A 15,197-nucleotide genomic window follows, 5' to 3' on the forward strand; every position below is an offset into this window, starting at 1 on the left:
AGACGTGTCAGACGAGCTGGTTCATTGCGAGGTGGACCGCGCGGTGGCCACGGTGACGCTGGATTCGCCGGCCAACCGCAATGCGTTGTCCAGCCGGTTGATGACCGACCTGGAGGGTCACCTTGCCGCGGCGGCAAAGGATCCTGGCGTACGAGCGGTGGTCCTGACCCACACCGGCGGCACGTTTTTTGTGCTGGAGTGGACCTGAAAGAGGCAAGTCAGGGCGGCCCCGCCGGCGGCACTGGGCGAATGCTGGCGCTGATGCGGAGTTTGGTCGCTATGCCCAAGCCGGTGGTGGCCCGGATCGACGGTCACGTACGGGCCGGCGGGCTCGGTCTGATCGGTGGCTGCGACATCGTGGTGGCCGGCCCGGCCACACACTTTCGCTTTTACCGAGGTGCGGCTCGGGCTCGCGCCGGCGGTGATTTCGTTGACCACTCTGTCGCGTTTGGACGAACGGGCGGCCGCGCGCTATTTCCTCACCGGCGAGAAATTCGGAGCGGCCGAGGCGGCCCGGATCGGCATGGTCACGGTCGCGGCGCAGGACGCGGGGGCCGAGACCGAGGCCGTGCTGACCGGACTACGAGCTTGCTCGCCGCAGGGTTTGGCGGAATCCAAGGCATTGACGACCCGATCCGTGCTGTCCACAATGGATAGTGAGGGAGACCGCGTACAAGAGCAGTCGGCGCGGCTGTTCGCCTCTGCCGAGGCCGCCGAGGGAATGCAGGCATTTCTGCAGCGAAGGCCACCGCGCTGGGCCGCCGAGGCCGGCTGATGGGCAGCCCGGCCGTACGGGAGCCGCAGCAGGATCGCAGCCGGGCGACCAGGCAGCGGTTGTTGGAAGCGGCCGTGGAATGCCTGGCCGAGCGCGGCTTCGCCGGCAGCACGGTGACCGTGGTGGCCGAGCGAGCCGGGGTGTCCAGGGGAGCGGCGCAGCATCATTTTCCTACCCGCGAAGAACTTTTCCTGGCCGCCGTACGGTATGTCAGCGAAGTACGGATGCAGGAGATCGGCCGGCAGGCAGCTACTCTTGGGGCCGGGAGTCGGCGGACTGAGGCACTGATGGAGTTGCTCGCTGATCTCTACACCGGTCAGCTTTTTCGGGCGGCGCTGCATCTTTGGGTGGCCGCGGCCGCCGAACCGCAGATGCGCGAGGCGATCGTGTCGCTGGAGGCCGAGCTCGGCCGGGAAGCGCATCGGGCGGTCATCCGGATGCTCGGTGTGCCGGACACGCCCGGCGTCCGGGAAACAGTCCAAGCCACCTTGGACCTGCTCCGCGGACTTGGTCTCGGGAACCTGCTGACCGACGACAGCGCGCGCCGCGCCGGCATCGTCCGGCAGTGGGCGCGCATGCTGGACTCGACGCTGCCCAAAAGCTGAGCGTTCCTGTCGGTGCCGCCGGCTATGGTCAGAGGTAACGAGAGGAGCAGCCGATGCCCGTCGAGCCGTCCGTTCTGGCCGCGATGCAGGACATGCCACCGCTGGTGACTGAGGGTGCTTCGGTGGCCGACATCCGCGCCGCGTACCGGCGGCAATGCGTCGTGGAACCGGTGTCTGACCGGTTGCCGGTGGGCGGCGTCGAGGATCGTACGATCGGCGCCGACCTGCCGATCAGGATCTACCGTCCGCAGGGCCCCGGGCCGCATCCGACAATCGTGTATTTCCATGGCGGTGGCTGGGTTTTCGGTGATCTGGACACCCACGACAGTCCGTGCCGCGCGCTGTGCCAACAGGTGGATGCGGTCGTGGTGTCGGTGGACTACCGGCTCGCGCCGGAGCACCCGTTTCCGGCCGGAGTGCAAGACGCGCTCACCGCGACCCGCTGGGTCGCCGACAACCTCGACGAGCTCGGCGCCGATCCGGCCCGGCTGGCGGTGGCCGGCGACAGCGCGGGCGGCAATTTCGCCGCGGTGGTGAGCCAGCAGTTGCTCGATGACGGGCCACCAATCGCCGCCCAGGTGCTTTTCTACCCCACCACCGATGTTTCTCGCCGCTACCCGTCCGGACCGATGTTCGCGGACGGTTACCTGCTCGATCGGCGGGCCCTGAAACTCTTCGGGCAGGCCTATCTGACGGGTCCCGCGGACGTGACGGATCCGCGGATTTCGCCGCTGCTGTTCGACCGGCTCGGCGAGCTGCCACCGGCCGTCGTGGTCACCTCCGAGTATGACCCGATCCGTGACCAAGGGGTGGCCTATGCGGCGGCGCTGAGGGACGCCGGCGTGCGGGTCGAGGAACTGCAGTTCGCCGGGATGATCCACGGCTTCCTGACGATGCCCGGCGTGCCGGCGGCTCGCCGGGCCATCGAGGAAAGCTTCGCGCTGGTAAGAAAAATCCTCTAAACCCGCGCCCGTACGATGGCGCTGAGCACCACCGCCAAAGCCATCAGCAGCGCGCTGATCCAGAGCGGCGACCCAAACCCGAGCCCAGTGGCGAGGGCCAGCCCGCCGAGCCACGGTCCCACCGCGGCACCGACGTTGAGCGCGGCGGTGGCGAACCCGCCGCCCAGCGTCGGCGCCTCCGTCGCCAGATAGAGCACCCGGGAGACCAGAGTGGACCCGGTACCGAACGCGAACGCGCCGAGGCCGAAGACCAACACCGCGGTGACCAGCGGATTTTCCGCTGTCAGCGCGAGAACCGCCCATCCGACGAGCAGGCCGTAGCCGCCGACGGCGAGCAGCGCATGCGGCCGTACGTCCGCGATCCGGCCGCCGATGCTGACACCGGCGAAGGACCCGAGTCCGAACAGCGCGAGCATGACCGGCACCCAGCCGACCGCGAAACCGGTGACATTCGTCAAAATCGGTGCCAAATAGGTGAAAGAGCAGAAGGTCGCGCCGTTGACGAGAGCGCCCAACGTCAAAGCCACCACGAGGTCGGGAGTTTGCCAGTGAGCGCAGCTCTTTCCCAAGACTGCCCCGGTTGTTCGGGGCGTGATCGGCCGGGATTGCCCGTACGATCGCGAAAACGGCCGGCACCGAGACCAGCGCGACGGCCCAGAAAGCGGCCCGCCAGCCGCCGTACTGGCCGAGCAGTGCGCCGGCGGGAACTCCGGCGACGCACGCGACAGTCACGCCGCCGACCACGATGGAGGTGGCCCGGGCCTTGGCATTCGGCGCGACCAGCGTGGTGGCGGCCGCGAGCGCAGTGGCCCAGAAACCAGCGTTCGCCAGCGCGCCCACCACACGAGTGCTGAGCAGCACGACATAGCTGCTGGTCAGAGCCCCGATGACGTGTACGAGGACAAAGGTGGCCAGGAAGGTGACCAGCGCACGGCGGCGCGGCCAGCGCCCGCTCCAAGCCGCCATCAGCGGCGCGCCGACGATCATCCCCAGCGCGTACGCCGAGGTCAACAACCCCGCGGCGGACAGGGAGACGTGCAGGTCAGCGGCGATTTCCGGCAGCAGGCCGGACAGCATGAACTCGGACGTCCCCTGCGTGAAGACCGCCAGTCCGAGCGGTAAAGGGCAAAAGGCATCACGAAACCCCGCAACTGACCGTGTTTCCAAGTTGACGCTGGGAAACACGGCCTGAGTCGTTCATTGACAGGAAGGCAGCCGGGTACGAAGCGGCCGCCGCGCGAGGACCGGCGTTCCGGTGGTGATGGTCAGGGACAGTGGCCACCGGATGGCCGGTGGCTACGCTCTGTCTGACTCGGGGCTGGACACCAGAGCAGATTAGTCAGGTGAGCCGATGGTGTCGACATAAATACAGATGCAGCCAGCTGCTTCGTGGTTGGCTGTCCGGGAGCAGATGGGGTCGAGCCGAGAGGCAGGGTTGTGCAGCCGCTGGAACCGGGGGATCCGGCGTGGGTGGGCGCCTATCGGGTGTTGGCCCGGTTGGGGATGGGCGGCATGGGCGTCGTCTACCTTGGGCGTACGCCCGGCAGCAGGCTGGTCGCGATCAAGGTGGTGCGCGGGATGGGCACCGATCCCGAATACCGCCGCCGGTTCGCTCGCGAGATCCGCGCCGCGAGGTCTGTGAGCGGCTTTTTTTACCGCCCCGGTGGTGGACGCCGACCCGGACGCGACCCCGCCCTGGCTGGTCACCGCGTACTTGCCGGGACTGTCCCTGGACGAGGCGATCCGCGGCTTCGGTGGGGCGCCGGTCGGCTCCGTACGGGCCCTCGCGGCCGGGATGGCCGAGGCGCTCGCGGCGATCCACCGGGCCGGCGTGGTGCACCGGGATTTCAAGCCGTCGAACGTGATGCTGACCGCCGGCGGGCCGCGGGTGATCGACTTCGGCATCGCTACCCCGGAGGACGCGACCTCGATCACCCGACCCGGCGCTTTCGTTGGTACGCCTGGATTCACCTCGCCGGAACAGATCGCCGGCGTCCGGATCGGGCCGGCCAGCGACATTTTCACCTTTGGCGCGGTGTGCTGGCGTACGCGGCTACCGGCACGGAGGTTTTCGGTGCCGGTAGCTGGCAGGACCGGATGGAAAGGGTGTCCGCCGGCAGGGCGGAGCTGAGCGGTGTCACCGACGGCGACCTGCATCGGCTGATTTCCCAGTGCCTGCGGCTGGATCCGCGGCAGCGTCCGAGCGCTGAGGCGGTGCTCGCACAGCTCGGCCCGAGTCAGTTTTCGTTGCAGGGCACCGGATGGCTGCCGGCCGCGGTGGCCCAGGAGATTGACCGGCGGACGGCGCTGGCCCGGCATCCGCCGTCGCCGCCGGTCGGGCAGCTGTCGGTGCTGACCGGCGAGCCGACGGCCGATCCCGTGGTGATGGGTCTGCCAACGGTGGATCCCACCATCGTGCCGGCGCCGCCGGCGCCCCGAAGCCCGCTGAGCCGGCGCAGTTTCGTCATCGGCGCGGTCGGTGCGAGTGTGCTGGCCGGCGGTGTCGCGGTCGGGCTCGCGACCACCCAGCACCGCGCTCGGCAGCCGGCCCCGTCGACGACCGAGGCAGCCAGGGCGCTGCCCTCGGTGTCGGTGCCGCTGGCGAGTCTCAAGTGGACAGTACGGCTGGGTGGCTACTTTCCTGACGTGGTCACGATGGCCGGCGGGCTGGTGCTGGTGTGGATCGACAAGACCATCCACGCACTGGACCCGGCGACGGGTCGCCAGCGCTGGTCGCGGGCCGGCTCGCGGGGCTCGGCCACCGGCGATCTGGCGTATACCTCCGATGCCACCCAGCTGCAGTTGCTGACCGCCATCCACGCGTCCAGCGGCGCGACCGCGTGGACGTACGTGGGTGAGCCCGACTACCCGGATTCCGATGTCGTCGTCGCCGGATCGGTGGCCTGCTTCGGATATGAGCGTACGCACGGCCTGAGCGTGTCCAGCGGAAGTCCACTGTGGACGGCCAACTTCGGGGCCAAGGAAGGCATCGACACGACGGCCGGGGTGGTTGTCGTTCTTCAGGACGTGTTGGTGGGGCTGGAGGCCAGCACTGGCCGCAAGAAATGGTCGTACCAGATCGCTGACGCGCTTTTCCCGCTGGCCGGTGATGCGATGGTTTTCGTCTGTGACAAGCAGGGAACCCTGCACGCGCTTCGCGCCGACAACGGCCAGCATGTCTGGCAGCGGTCCGACTACGACCTCACATCTGGATTTCAGTGCGGCAGCGGAATTCTCTACACCACCAGACCGGATGGGCAGGTCCGGGCGCTTCGGACGCGTACCGGCGAGCTGGTGTGGTCGCAGCAGGTCGGTCACGGCGAGGGCCGAGTGGCTGGTACGAGCAATATGCTCACGCTGACCGGGACGATGCTTTATGTTGCGGGCACTGACAAGATGACGTACGCGCTGGATGCCACCTCCGGGCGGGTCCTGTGGACTTACGCCGCTGACGTCATGCACAACGGTGGGCCGGTCGCCGCCGGCGCGCTGGTGTTCATCGGGACCCGGGACGGGTCCGTGCAAGCCATCAGCCCCCGACGCCCGTGGGAGCCGCCAGTGCAAGCCCTTGAATTCGGGGATCCGGCCTCGGTCGGCCGTTTCCAGGTGCTGGCCCGGATCGGTGCCGGCGGCATGGGCACTGTCTACTTGGGACGGTCGCCGGCCGGCCGGTCGGTGGCGGTCAAGGTGGTGCATCCCGTGCTCGCCGCCGATCCGGAGATTCGGGACCGATTCCGTCGGGAGGTGTGGGCCGCTCAGGCCATTGGCGCGCGCCTTCACCGCGCCGCTGGTGGACACCGACCCCGATGCGGCGGTCCCATGGCTGGTCACCGAGTTCCTGCCGGCGGTGTCTTTGCGTGATGCCGTACGGGATTTTTCGGCGTGCTGCCGCCGACCGCGGTGTGGCCGTTGGCGGCGGGCCTGGGCGAAGCGCTGGTCGCGATTCACGCGGCCGGGGTTGCCCACTTGGACCTGAAACCGTCGAACGTGCTGCTGACCGCGGACGGTCCGCGGGTGATCGACTTCGGTATTTCCCGCCCGAGCGGGGAAATCTCCGGACCGACGCTGCCAGCTGGATCACCCGGTTTCATGTCGCCGGAGCAGGTGGGCGGCCGAGCGCTCGGACCGGCCAGTGACGTCTTCTCGCTGGGATCCACCCTCGCGTACGCCTGCACCGCGATGGAGCCGTTCGGCGAGGGACCGCCGCACGTGAAGATGTTCCGGATCGACCACGAAGTCCCACCACTGGTAGGGATTGCCGACGAAAACCTGCGAATTTTCCTGGCCAACTGCATGATCCGGGAACCGGCCGGTCGGCCGACGGCGGTGCAGCTGACCAGCTACTTGGCCTCGGTGACCAGGTCCAGCGGGTCGTCTTGGCTGCCGCCAGCCGTGGTGACCGAAATCGATCGGCGCGCGAGCGAGGCCCAGAATCCGCCGGTGGAAAGGGCGATAGGTCCGCGGATGGCGGTCGAGATGCCACCGCGTCGGCGGATGAGCCGGCGGGCGCTGCTTTTCGGCGGCATCGGCGGCGCGGTCGTGCTGGCGGCCGGTATTGGCGTCCCAACGCTCTACGCCCTCGATACGAAGCCGAAGCCAGCGCCTACCCCGAAACCCACCCCCAAACCGACCGCCTCGCCGGCGGCCGTGCACACGCTGGAGTTCTACTTCACCGGCAACGTCGCGCTCACTTCGGTCACGTACACCGTGAACGGGCAGGCGATGACCCTGAAGAACGTCAGGCTGCCGTGGCGGCAAGTGGTGAAGTTGCCTTCTGGGAAGGGAAAGAACACCTGGCAGCTGACGTATGGCTTCCCGCCGGGGGAGATCCAGCACCGAGTCCTGGTCGACGGTTTCCAGGTGACCACCGGTGTCGACGGGGTCTCCGGTCAACAGGGCAGCGGCAAGGACAGCGGCTACACGTACACCTGAATCGGGACCCCTCCCGGATGGCGGCGGTTAGCCTGCATTCATGACGCTGTCCATCCCGGGATCGTCGAGCAAGGTGACCTTGCTGCCGAAAGACGCCCGCAGCCTCGCCGGGGGCTTGCCGCCGGCCGCGCCCGGCACGCTGTTCGTGCTCGGCGTGAATGGCGGGATGAGCGTCGCACCGGATGCCGGCTTCCGGGTGGTTTTCGGCCGCAACGATCCTGCGGTGCACGTCTGCGTCGGTGCCGACGATCCGCACGTCAGCCGCGAGCACGGCTACATCACGTACGAGCGATCCGGCTGGGTCGTGGACAACGTGGGTCGGATGCCGATTTGCTTTCCCGGGCCGCGCCTGCTGCTGAGCGGCCACCGCGAACACCTGCCGGTCGCGTACACGCCGTTGTTCATTGTCGGACCGCGGCGCGAACACCTCCTGGAGGTCCGCGTCGCCGGTCGCGCCAGCACCAACCCGGCGTCCGCGTACGAGCTGAACACGATCGATCCGGACGCGCATTCTCTCAGTCCGGTGGAAAAGCTGGTGCTGGTCTGTCTGAGTCAACGCTATCTGCGCTCCGACCCCCAACCGCAGCCGCTCACGTGGGGACAGGTCGCCAGCGAGCTGGCGGAGGTGCGGCCGACCGAAGAATGGGGCGTCCGCCGGCTCGGGCACGTCGTCGGTAAGGTCCGGCGTCGGCTCAGCCCGATCACACCCGGCCTTTTGGAAGAGGAAGTCCCGCCACCAGTGGGCAACGCGCTGAACCACAATCTGATCACCGCGTTGCTGGTGTCGGGCACCCTCACCCCGGCAGACCTGGCCCTCCTCGAGGGCTGAGGTTGCCAAGGCCACACTTTTGCTGCCACTGCACACGTCGCGTGCTCATCGACTGCCGCGCTGGAATGAGTGAATCCAACGCCGGAATTGCTGACGGCCGTCCCTTTCGGGGCCGAAGTCTGCTTTCCCATTCTTGGACGATGGTCTTGTGTGGGATTTCCCGAGCCGCCCCGACAGCCGTTGACCCGATGGCCATCCGGCGGCTAGCCTCCACGCGCGGAAAACGATTTCTAGCGTGGTTGTCCCGCATTTTCTCAGGAGGCCGACCGTCATGGATCCGACTCAGCCGAACGACCCGTACTGTTGCGACGGCCCGAAGGGTGCGCGACTGCCCATCGGCGCGGTCTCACGGCGGGCGTTCCTCACCTCGTCGCTGTCGGCGGCGGCTTTTGGGATTCTGGCCAGTCGAGCCGACGTGGCCGCCGCCTTCTCGGCGCGGCCTGACCAGATCGAGCGGATCGGCGCACCGGCCGAGCTGGACGCGGTGACCGCGAAGGCGTTGACCGACCGCGGCGTGCCGACAAGTTGGTCCGGGGCCGCGTTGGCGCACATCGGCATGCCGGTTGGCGGCATCACCACCGGGCAGCTCTACCTCGGCGGCGACGGCCGGCTGTGGTGGTGGGACATCGACAACGGTCCCACGCTGGTCGCGCCTGGCGCCAACGACTGCGGTGGCCCGCACTATGTCGCGCCGGCGTCCTACCTCGACCGCACCACGTACGCGCCGCGGTTCCGGCAAGGCTTCGTCATTCGTACGGTGTCGGCCGGCCAGACGGTGACCCGGGCGCTGGACTCCACCGGGTTCGACCCGGCCGGCATCACCTTCACCGGTCGCTATCCGCTCGCCCACGTCGACTACCCAGCCGGCGGTTTGCCGGTCAGCGTCTCGCTGGAGGCATTCAGCCCGTACGTGCCGACCAACGTCGACGACTCCGAGCTGCCAGCGACGGTGATGGCGTACACGGTCAAGAACACCTCGACGCAGCCGGTCACCGTCACCCTGGCCGGGTGGAGCGAGGCGCCGGTGTGCCTGGCCAGCCGCAATACGCAGCCGGTCCAGCTGCACACGCCGCGGTTTCACCGTCAGTGGTGGCGCCGGGGTGGAATTCAGTGCCACCGACCCGGGTGACTTTGTCTTTGAGGACTTCGAAACGGCTCGCTATGTGGGGTGGACAGCGACCGGAACGGCATTCGGCGCTGGCCCGGTGACCGTTGGATCGACGCCGGCCTACCTGAGGCGTTTCGGCGATTTCCAGCAGATCGGTACGCATTTCGTCACCTCGCACAACTTCATCGCGGCCGGCGGGGACCTGGCCACCGCTGACTCGTACACCGGGACGCTGACCAGCGCCGCCTTCACGATTTCCCACAATTACGTCCGGGCCCGGGTCGGTGGCGGCAACTGGCCGGCCGAGGAATGCCTGAATGTGGTGGTGAATGGCACGGTCGTCGGCTCGGTCACCGGATCTACGCCTGGGACCGGAAACGGCACCGAGCAGATGGTGGACCAGTGGATCGACGTGTCCGCCCACAAAGGACAGTCGGCCACTATTCAGATCGTCGACTCCAGGCAGGGCGCCTGGGCACATATCAACGTCGACCAGATCGTCTTCACGGACCACGCGCCGGACATTCTTTTCGAGGACTTCGAAGCGGGAACGTACGCTGGTTGGACGGTGACCGGGACGGCCTTCGGCGCCGGACCGGTGGCGGCTTCTTCGGTGCCGGACGGGATGAAGCGCTTCGGTGACCTCAACGCGAACGGCACGAACATCGTGACGTCGTATAACTATCGCGCCAACAGTGGTGATCCGGACTCCTACACCGGCACTTTGACCAGCCAACCCTTCACGATCAGCCGCGATTTCGTACGAGCGCGGGTCGGCGGCGGCAACTGGCCTGGACAGGAATGCGTCAACGTCCTTGTCAACGGTACGGTCATCGGCTCGGTCACCGGAGCCGGCGCGGGCGTTGGCGACGGCACCGAGCCGTTGATAGAGCAGTACATCGACGTGTCCGCCCACAAAGGACAGACGGCGACCATCCAGATCGTCGACTCGCGGCAGGGCGCGTGGGCGCACATCAACGTCGACTACCTCGGCTTCACCGACACCCGTGCGGACATCGTCGTCGATGACTTCGAATCCAGCACGTACGCGGGATGGACGGTGACCGGGAACGCGTTTGGTGCCGGGCCAGTGGCCGTCGCTTCGGTGCCGGACGGAATGAAACGCTTCGGCGACCTCAACGCACACGGTGCGAACTGGGTGACCTCATACAACTATCGGTCCAACAGCGGTGATTTTGACTCGTACACCGGCATGCTCAGCCGGACTTTCACCGTCAGCCGGCAATATCTGTCCCTGCGGGTGGGCGGTGGCAACAAACCCGGCACCGCTTGCGTGAATGTCCTGATCAACGGCACGGTGATTGGCTCGGTTACCGGCGAGGACACCGAACTCCTGAAGCCGCGCGTCATCAGCCTCGCTGGATATCAGGGACAAACCGCGACCCTGCAGATCGTCGACAACGCGCAGGGCGGGTGGGCGCACATCAACGTCGACTACATCGTGCAGACCGACCAGCCGCCGACCCAGGTTTTCAGTCGTATCCCCGACCAGGGCACGTTCGCGATCACCGCGCTCGCCGCCGCCGCGCCGACGCGCATCCGGCGCTCAGCCGGTCGGCGACGGTGGACGATATTTTCGATTCACCAGACGGAACGGCCGACACCGCTCCCGGGCAGGCCGGGCCGGTCGGTGCCGTACGGGTGCCGGTCACGCTCGCGCCGGGCGCATCCGCGACCGTACGTTTCGCGGTCACCTGGCGGTTTCCGGTGCCCCGGCGGGACCTTTTCGCGCTGCTGGCGGACGCCGACACACTCACCCACCACTACGCCGGCCGCTTTGGCTCCGCGCAGGCGATCGCCGGCTATCTTGGCACAGACCTGGCTCGGCTGGAGGCGACGACCCGCTCGTGGGTGGACGCCGTCTATGACAGCTCCACGCTGCCGTACTGGTTCCTGCAACGAACCATGAGCCCGGCGTCCACCGCGGCCACCTCGACCTGTTACCACTTCGGCAGTGGCCGTTTCTACGCCTTCGAGGGCGTGTATTCCTGCGACGGAACCTGCGAGCACGTCTGGTCGTACGCGCAGTCCATCGCCCGGCTTTTCCCGTCGCTGGAAAGGGATACCCGAGAGCGGGTGGATCTCGGAGTCGGCTTCCACCCGGACACCGGCGCGATGGGTTTCCGGGCTGAGTACGACATGACCACGGCGGCCGACGGCGACTGCGGCACCATGCTGCGGATTTACCGCGAACACCAGATGGCCCCGGATGCCAGCTTCCTGCAGCGAAACTGGCCGACGATCAAGGTCGCGATGAACTACCTGATCGGTCAGGACGGCAATAACAACGGGATCCTGGAAGGAAAGCAGCACACCACTCTGGACGACGACTGGTACGGCGTCATTCCCTGGATCAGCGGCCTTTACATCGCCGCCCTGCGGGCGGTGGCGGCGATGGCGACCGAGATGGGCGATACCGCGTACGCGAACCAGTGCACGACCCTGGCGACCGCGGGCAGCAACTACCTGAACACGAACATGTGGAACGCCCAGTACGGCTACTACATTCAGAAACCCGACACCTCGCACGGCCAGACGCACAGCAGCAACTGGGGCAGCTACATCGACCAGATGTTCGGGCAGATGTATGCCTCGCAACTCGACCTGCCGCGGGTTTTCCCGGCGGACAAGGCGCAAACAGCGCTGGCGAACCTGTTCCGCTACAACTTCATCGCGGACCCGGTGGGTTACCTCAGCACCAGTCCGGCCGGCAGCGGTGCGCGGACGTACGCGGCGAAGAACGAGCCGGGGATGATCATGTCGGTGTGGCCGCACGGCGTCAGCCCGGACGCCGGCGGCGGTTGGATCGGCTGGTATTTCAACGAAGTGTGGACCGGCCAGGAATACCAGGCGGCGGCGCACATGATGGCCGAGGGGCTGGTGTCGCAGGCCCTGTCGGTGGTGAATGCGGTGCATGCCCGCTACGACGCGGTGAAACGCAACCCCTACAACGAGATCGAGTGCGGGGACCACTATTCCCGGGCGATGGCGAGCCACGCCGTTTTCCTGGCCGCGTCCGGGTATGCGTACCACGGGCCGCGCGGTCATCTCGGATTCGCGCCGAAAATCACCCCGGAGGCATTCCAGACCGCGTTCACGGCGGCGCAGGGCTGGGGTTCCTATCGCCAACTCCGGGACGCCACCTCGCAGACCTGTCAGGTCCAGGTCCGCTACGGGCAGGTCACACTTTCCTCGCTGGCCTTCGAAACCGCCACCGCCGCAACGACGGTCGCGGTGACCCTCGCGGGTCAACCGGTCGCCGTAGCGCAGAAGACCGTGACTGGGACGCGGGTGGACATCACGCTGGCCAGCCAGGTTACCGTGGCCGCCGGCCAGCAGCTGGAGGTGGTCCTGAGCTGATCAGCTCTTCACCGCGTAGCAAGACTGTTCGATATCGGTCACCGGCAGCCTACTTCCAGATGGTGCGACGTAGCGGGCGGTGAACTCCTTGCCGCCCAGCTGCTCTTTCACCATCCAGGAGTAGTCGGCGAGAAATCCTTCGACCTGGTCCGGGTTCATGCCGAACTGCCAGAGACGGTTCTTCATCACGAAGTCCAAGTAGGCGCCCTCGGCGCCGTAGAGCGTGATGCCGTCGAGGAAGTCCTTGCGGACGTACGTGAAAACCAGCTCGCTGCCAGCCGATGCCTGGGAGAGAAAGGTGAAACAGCTCCGGACGGCGTCTTCGGTCAGGTACTGGGTGACCGCCTCCCAGACGAAGAAGGTCCGGCCGCCGGACCGGTAGCCGTGCGCGGTCAGCACCTCGCGGAGGTTCTCCTTCTGGAAGTCGATCGGCACCAGCGTCACCGTGGCCGGCATCTTCCCGAGCGCCCGGGTCACCGCTTTTTTCTTGTACGAGATGGTGTCCGGCTGGTCGACCTCGAAAACCGCCGTACCGGCTGGGACAGGACGGCGATAGGCGAGAGTGTCCAGGCCGGCGCCGAGAATGACGACGTTGTCCACGCCGGCGGTGACCGCGGCCCGGAGCTTGTCGTCGACATACCGCTTACGGCACAGCATTTCCGCCCACAGGCCCTTCGCCCGCGACTCGGTGGCGTTGAAGAGAGCGCGCCGCGCGGGTTCCCACCGGGTCAGCGACACGATGGCTCGGGTGGCGGCGGGCAGGAAGCCGTACGCCAGCTTGTCCTCATGTATCCGGTGCTCCTGGGGACCCCACTGGGCGGCCGCGACGATGGTCATCGGGCCGACGGCCGTACGGGCGGCTGGGTTCGGCATAGCTGGTCCCTGTTCGTCCTTTCCGGCTTCGCGCGGTACGGCCACCGGCGACTTTATCCTTGATAACAGGCAGCTCAGTAGTGGGTCCGGAAGGGAATCCGGGTCGCCGCGCGGAAAGCCCCGTTCGGCGGTCCGTCGTGCGGCGCGCTACGGTTTTGAGGTGGATGTTCCCCAAGCGGTCGAGGTGCGAGTGCCGGCCGAAGCGACCCAACTCCCGGTGTTGCGAGCCGTGGCCAACACGATCGCCATGCGGGAGGACTTCGACCTGGACGCCATCGCGGACGTGACGATGGCCGTCGACGAGCTGTGTTCGCAGCTGATCGTACGGGCCGCCGGCGAAGCCGTGCTGGTGTGCCGGTTCATTGTGGACAGTGACCGGATCACCCTGCATGGCAGCGTGGGAGCCAAAAACCGGATCCGCTCAGCGTCACCTCGTTCGGGTGGCGAGTGCTGTCCACTTTGGTCGACTCGGTGCGGACGTGGGCCCAGGAACCGGCGGAGCTGCACATCGAGGCAGTCAAGTCTCGCGGCGGGGTGGCCGCAGGGTGATGGCCGCGGATGCCGGTCAACCGAATCAGCCGCGCGACTACACCGACCTCGAACCGCTCTTCGTCGAGCTGGGCGGCCTCGCCGAGGAGGACCCGCGGCGAGCGGACGTACGCGATCGGCTGGTGACCGAATACCTGCCGGTCGCCGAGCACGTGGCGCTGCGGTTCCGCAACCGGGGCGAGCCCCATGACGACCTCGTACAGGTGGCCCGGCTGGGACTGGTGAAGGCGGTGGACCGGTTCGACCCGGCGCACGGCAGCGATTTCCTGTCTTTCGCGGTGCCCACGATCATGGGCGAGGTGCGTCGCTACTTCCGGGACGCCAGCTGGGCCGTACGAGTGCCGCGGGGCGCCAAGGACTGCACTTGGCCGTTAGCTCGGCGGCCGCCGAGCTGTCCCAGCGGATCGGGTCCGCGCCGACGCCGACGCAGCTCGCCGAGCACCTCGGGATGAGCCTGCAGCAGGTGTACGAGGGTCTGGAGGCCGGCCGGGCGTATCACGCGGACTCGCTGCAGGCGCCGGCCCCGGGATTCTCCGCGGACACCCCGCTCGCCGAGACGCTCGGCGAGGAGGACAGCCGCCTCGAGCTGGTGGACAACCACGAGGCGCTCAAGCCCTTGTTGGCCGCCCTGCCCGAGCGGGAGCGGCGCATTCTTTTGCTGCGGTTCTTCGGAAACCTCACCCAGACCAAGATCGCCGAGCAGGTCGGGGTGTCGCAGATGCAGGTCTCCCGCATCCTTGGCCGTACGCTCGAACAACTCCGCGAGGCGCTCGCGCAGGACTGAGCAGCGGCCGCCGCAGGCGCGTACGGCTGCTCAGCGGTCTAACCTGGCTCGCAGTTCGGGGAGGAAATCGGGGTCGGCGGCGACCGCGAGATCTCGAAGGTCCAGGTCGTGCGGGAGTTCCTCGGGGATCCACGTTTCCAGCAGCAGGATCAGGGCCTGGTGCACCAGGTCGTCTGGATCGGGCCCGCCGAGCAGCGCGACGACCGGCTCGTCCAGGCCCAGTAGGAGATGGCGGAGTACGTCTCCGGGCTGGATGACCGCGAGATACTCGCCGATGCCGTACGGGTGGAGCTCGACTGGGGACTCCATGGCGGGCCACCCTTTCCAGACCTGGCGACGTTCCGCGGCGGATACCCGATCTGCGCTGGGGCAAACGCACGCGCCCAAACTTTTTCTTAG

The 15,197-nt window shown here is 67.4% G+C and carries 12 protein-coding genes and 3 pseudogenes; 11 read left to right on the forward strand and 4 right to left on the reverse strand.

Translation table 11 applies throughout. The features are described from left to right. The first annotated feature begins 4 nt into the window (after positions 1-4). From GNX96_RS02260 to GNX96_RS02270, 3 genes and pseudogenes are all read left to right on the forward strand, one after another. Positions 5-775 (forward strand): annotated as a pseudogene (locus GNX96_RS02260) (enoyl-CoA hydratase family protein). Beyond that, the gene (locus GNX96_RS02265; RefSeq protein ID WP_163566819.1) at positions 775-1,380 is read left to right on the forward strand and encodes a TetR/AcrR family transcriptional regulator; all 606 of its coding nucleotides are present in this window, start codon (positions 775-777) and stop codon (positions 1,378-1,380) included. Before GNX96_RS02260 ends, GNX96_RS02265 begins: the two are co-directional and overlap by 1 nt. Positions 1,381-1,433: 53 nt before the next feature. Beyond that, the gene (locus tag GNX96_RS02270) at positions 1,434-2,342 is read left to right on the forward strand and encodes an alpha/beta hydrolase (RefSeq protein WP_163566820.1); all 909 of its coding nucleotides are present in this window, start codon (positions 1,434-1,436) and stop codon (positions 2,340-2,342) included. Here the strand turns inward: GNX96_RS02270 and GNX96_RS02275 are convergent. Continuing rightward, a pseudogene (locus tag GNX96_RS02275) lies at positions 2,339-3,478 on the reverse strand (Cmx/CmrA family chloramphenicol efflux MFS transporter). The gene GNX96_RS02270 and the pseudogene GNX96_RS02275 sit on opposite strands and share 4 nt — an antisense overlap. Positions 3,479-4,008: 530 nt before the next feature. Between GNX96_RS02275 and GNX96_RS02280 the strand changes: the two are divergent. From GNX96_RS02280 to GNX96_RS02310, 7 genes are all read left to right on the forward strand, one after another. Next, positions 4,009-4,473: a protein kinase domain-containing protein gene (locus tag GNX96_RS02280; RefSeq protein WP_163566821.1), complete on the forward strand. Its 465-nt coding sequence runs from the start codon at positions 4,009-4,011 to the stop codon at positions 4,471-4,473. Beyond that, complete coding sequence (locus GNX96_RS02285; RefSeq protein WP_163566822.1) at positions 4,449-6,203, forward strand: outer membrane protein assembly factor BamB family protein; 1,755 nt, start codon at positions 4,449-4,451, stop codon at positions 6,201-6,203. Before GNX96_RS02280 ends, GNX96_RS02285 begins: the two co-directional genes overlap by 25 nt. A gap of 21 nt (positions 6,204-6,224) precedes the next feature. Next, the gene (locus GNX96_RS02290) at positions 6,225-7,274 is read left to right on the forward strand and encodes a protein kinase domain-containing protein (RefSeq protein ID WP_163566823.1); all 1,050 of its coding nucleotides are present in this window, start codon (positions 6,225-6,227) and stop codon (positions 7,272-7,274) included. A gap of 40 nt (positions 7,275-7,314) precedes the next feature. Further along, positions 7,315-8,103: an FHA domain-containing protein gene (locus GNX96_RS02295; protein WP_163566824.1), complete on the forward strand. Its 789-nt coding sequence runs from the start codon at positions 7,315-7,317 to the stop codon at positions 8,101-8,103. A 271-nt stretch (positions 8,104-8,374) separates the two neighbouring features. Continuing rightward, the gene (locus tag GNX96_RS02300) at positions 8,375-9,232 is read left to right on the forward strand and encodes a GH116 family glycosyl-hydrolase (RefSeq protein ID WP_163566825.1); all 858 of its coding nucleotides are present in this window, start codon (positions 8,375-8,377) and stop codon (positions 9,230-9,232) included. Further along, positions 9,204-11,141, forward strand: coding sequence for a hypothetical protein (locus GNX96_RS02305; protein ID WP_163566826.1), 1,938 nt, complete (start codon positions 9,204-9,206; stop codon positions 11,139-11,141). Before GNX96_RS02300 ends, GNX96_RS02305 begins: the two co-directional genes overlap by 29 nt. After that, on the forward strand, positions 11,084-12,592 hold the full coding sequence (locus tag GNX96_RS02310; RefSeq protein WP_163566827.1) for a GH116 family glycosyl hydrolase: 1,509 nt from the start codon (positions 11,084-11,086) through the stop codon (positions 12,590-12,592). Before GNX96_RS02305 ends, GNX96_RS02310 begins: the two co-directional genes overlap by 58 nt. On the opposite strand, the gene GNX96_RS02315 is transcribed toward GNX96_RS02310, so the two are convergent. Next, the gene (locus GNX96_RS02315) at positions 12,593-13,465 is read right to left on the reverse strand and encodes an SAM-dependent methyltransferase (RefSeq protein ID WP_163566900.1); all 873 of its coding nucleotides are present in this window, start codon (positions 13,463-13,465) and stop codon (positions 12,593-12,595) included. It lies immediately after the preceding gene. Positions 13,466-13,612: 147 nt separating this feature from the next. After that, positions 13,613-13,873, reverse strand: coding sequence for a hypothetical protein (locus tag GNX96_RS02320; protein ID WP_163566828.1), 261 nt, complete (start codon positions 13,871-13,873; stop codon positions 13,613-13,615). Positions 13,874-14,013: 140 nt separating this feature from the next. Between GNX96_RS02320 and GNX96_RS02325 the strand changes: the two are divergent. Continuing rightward, positions 14,014-14,798, forward strand: a pseudogene (locus tag GNX96_RS02325) (SigB/SigF/SigG family RNA polymerase sigma factor). 30 nt (positions 14,799-14,828) lie between these two features. On the opposite strand, the gene GNX96_RS02330 reads toward GNX96_RS02325, so the two are convergent. After that, the gene (locus GNX96_RS02330) at positions 14,829-15,107 is read right to left on the reverse strand and encodes a hypothetical protein (RefSeq protein WP_163566829.1); all 279 of its coding nucleotides are present in this window, start codon (positions 15,105-15,107) and stop codon (positions 14,829-14,831) included. Positions 15,108-15,197: the final 90 nt, after the last annotated feature.

Source organism: Fodinicola feengrottensis (assembly GCF_010993775.1).
In the GTDB taxonomy this organism is placed as follows: Bacteria; Actinomycetota; Actinomycetes; order Mycobacteriales; family HKI-0501; genus Fodinicola; species Fodinicola feengrottensis.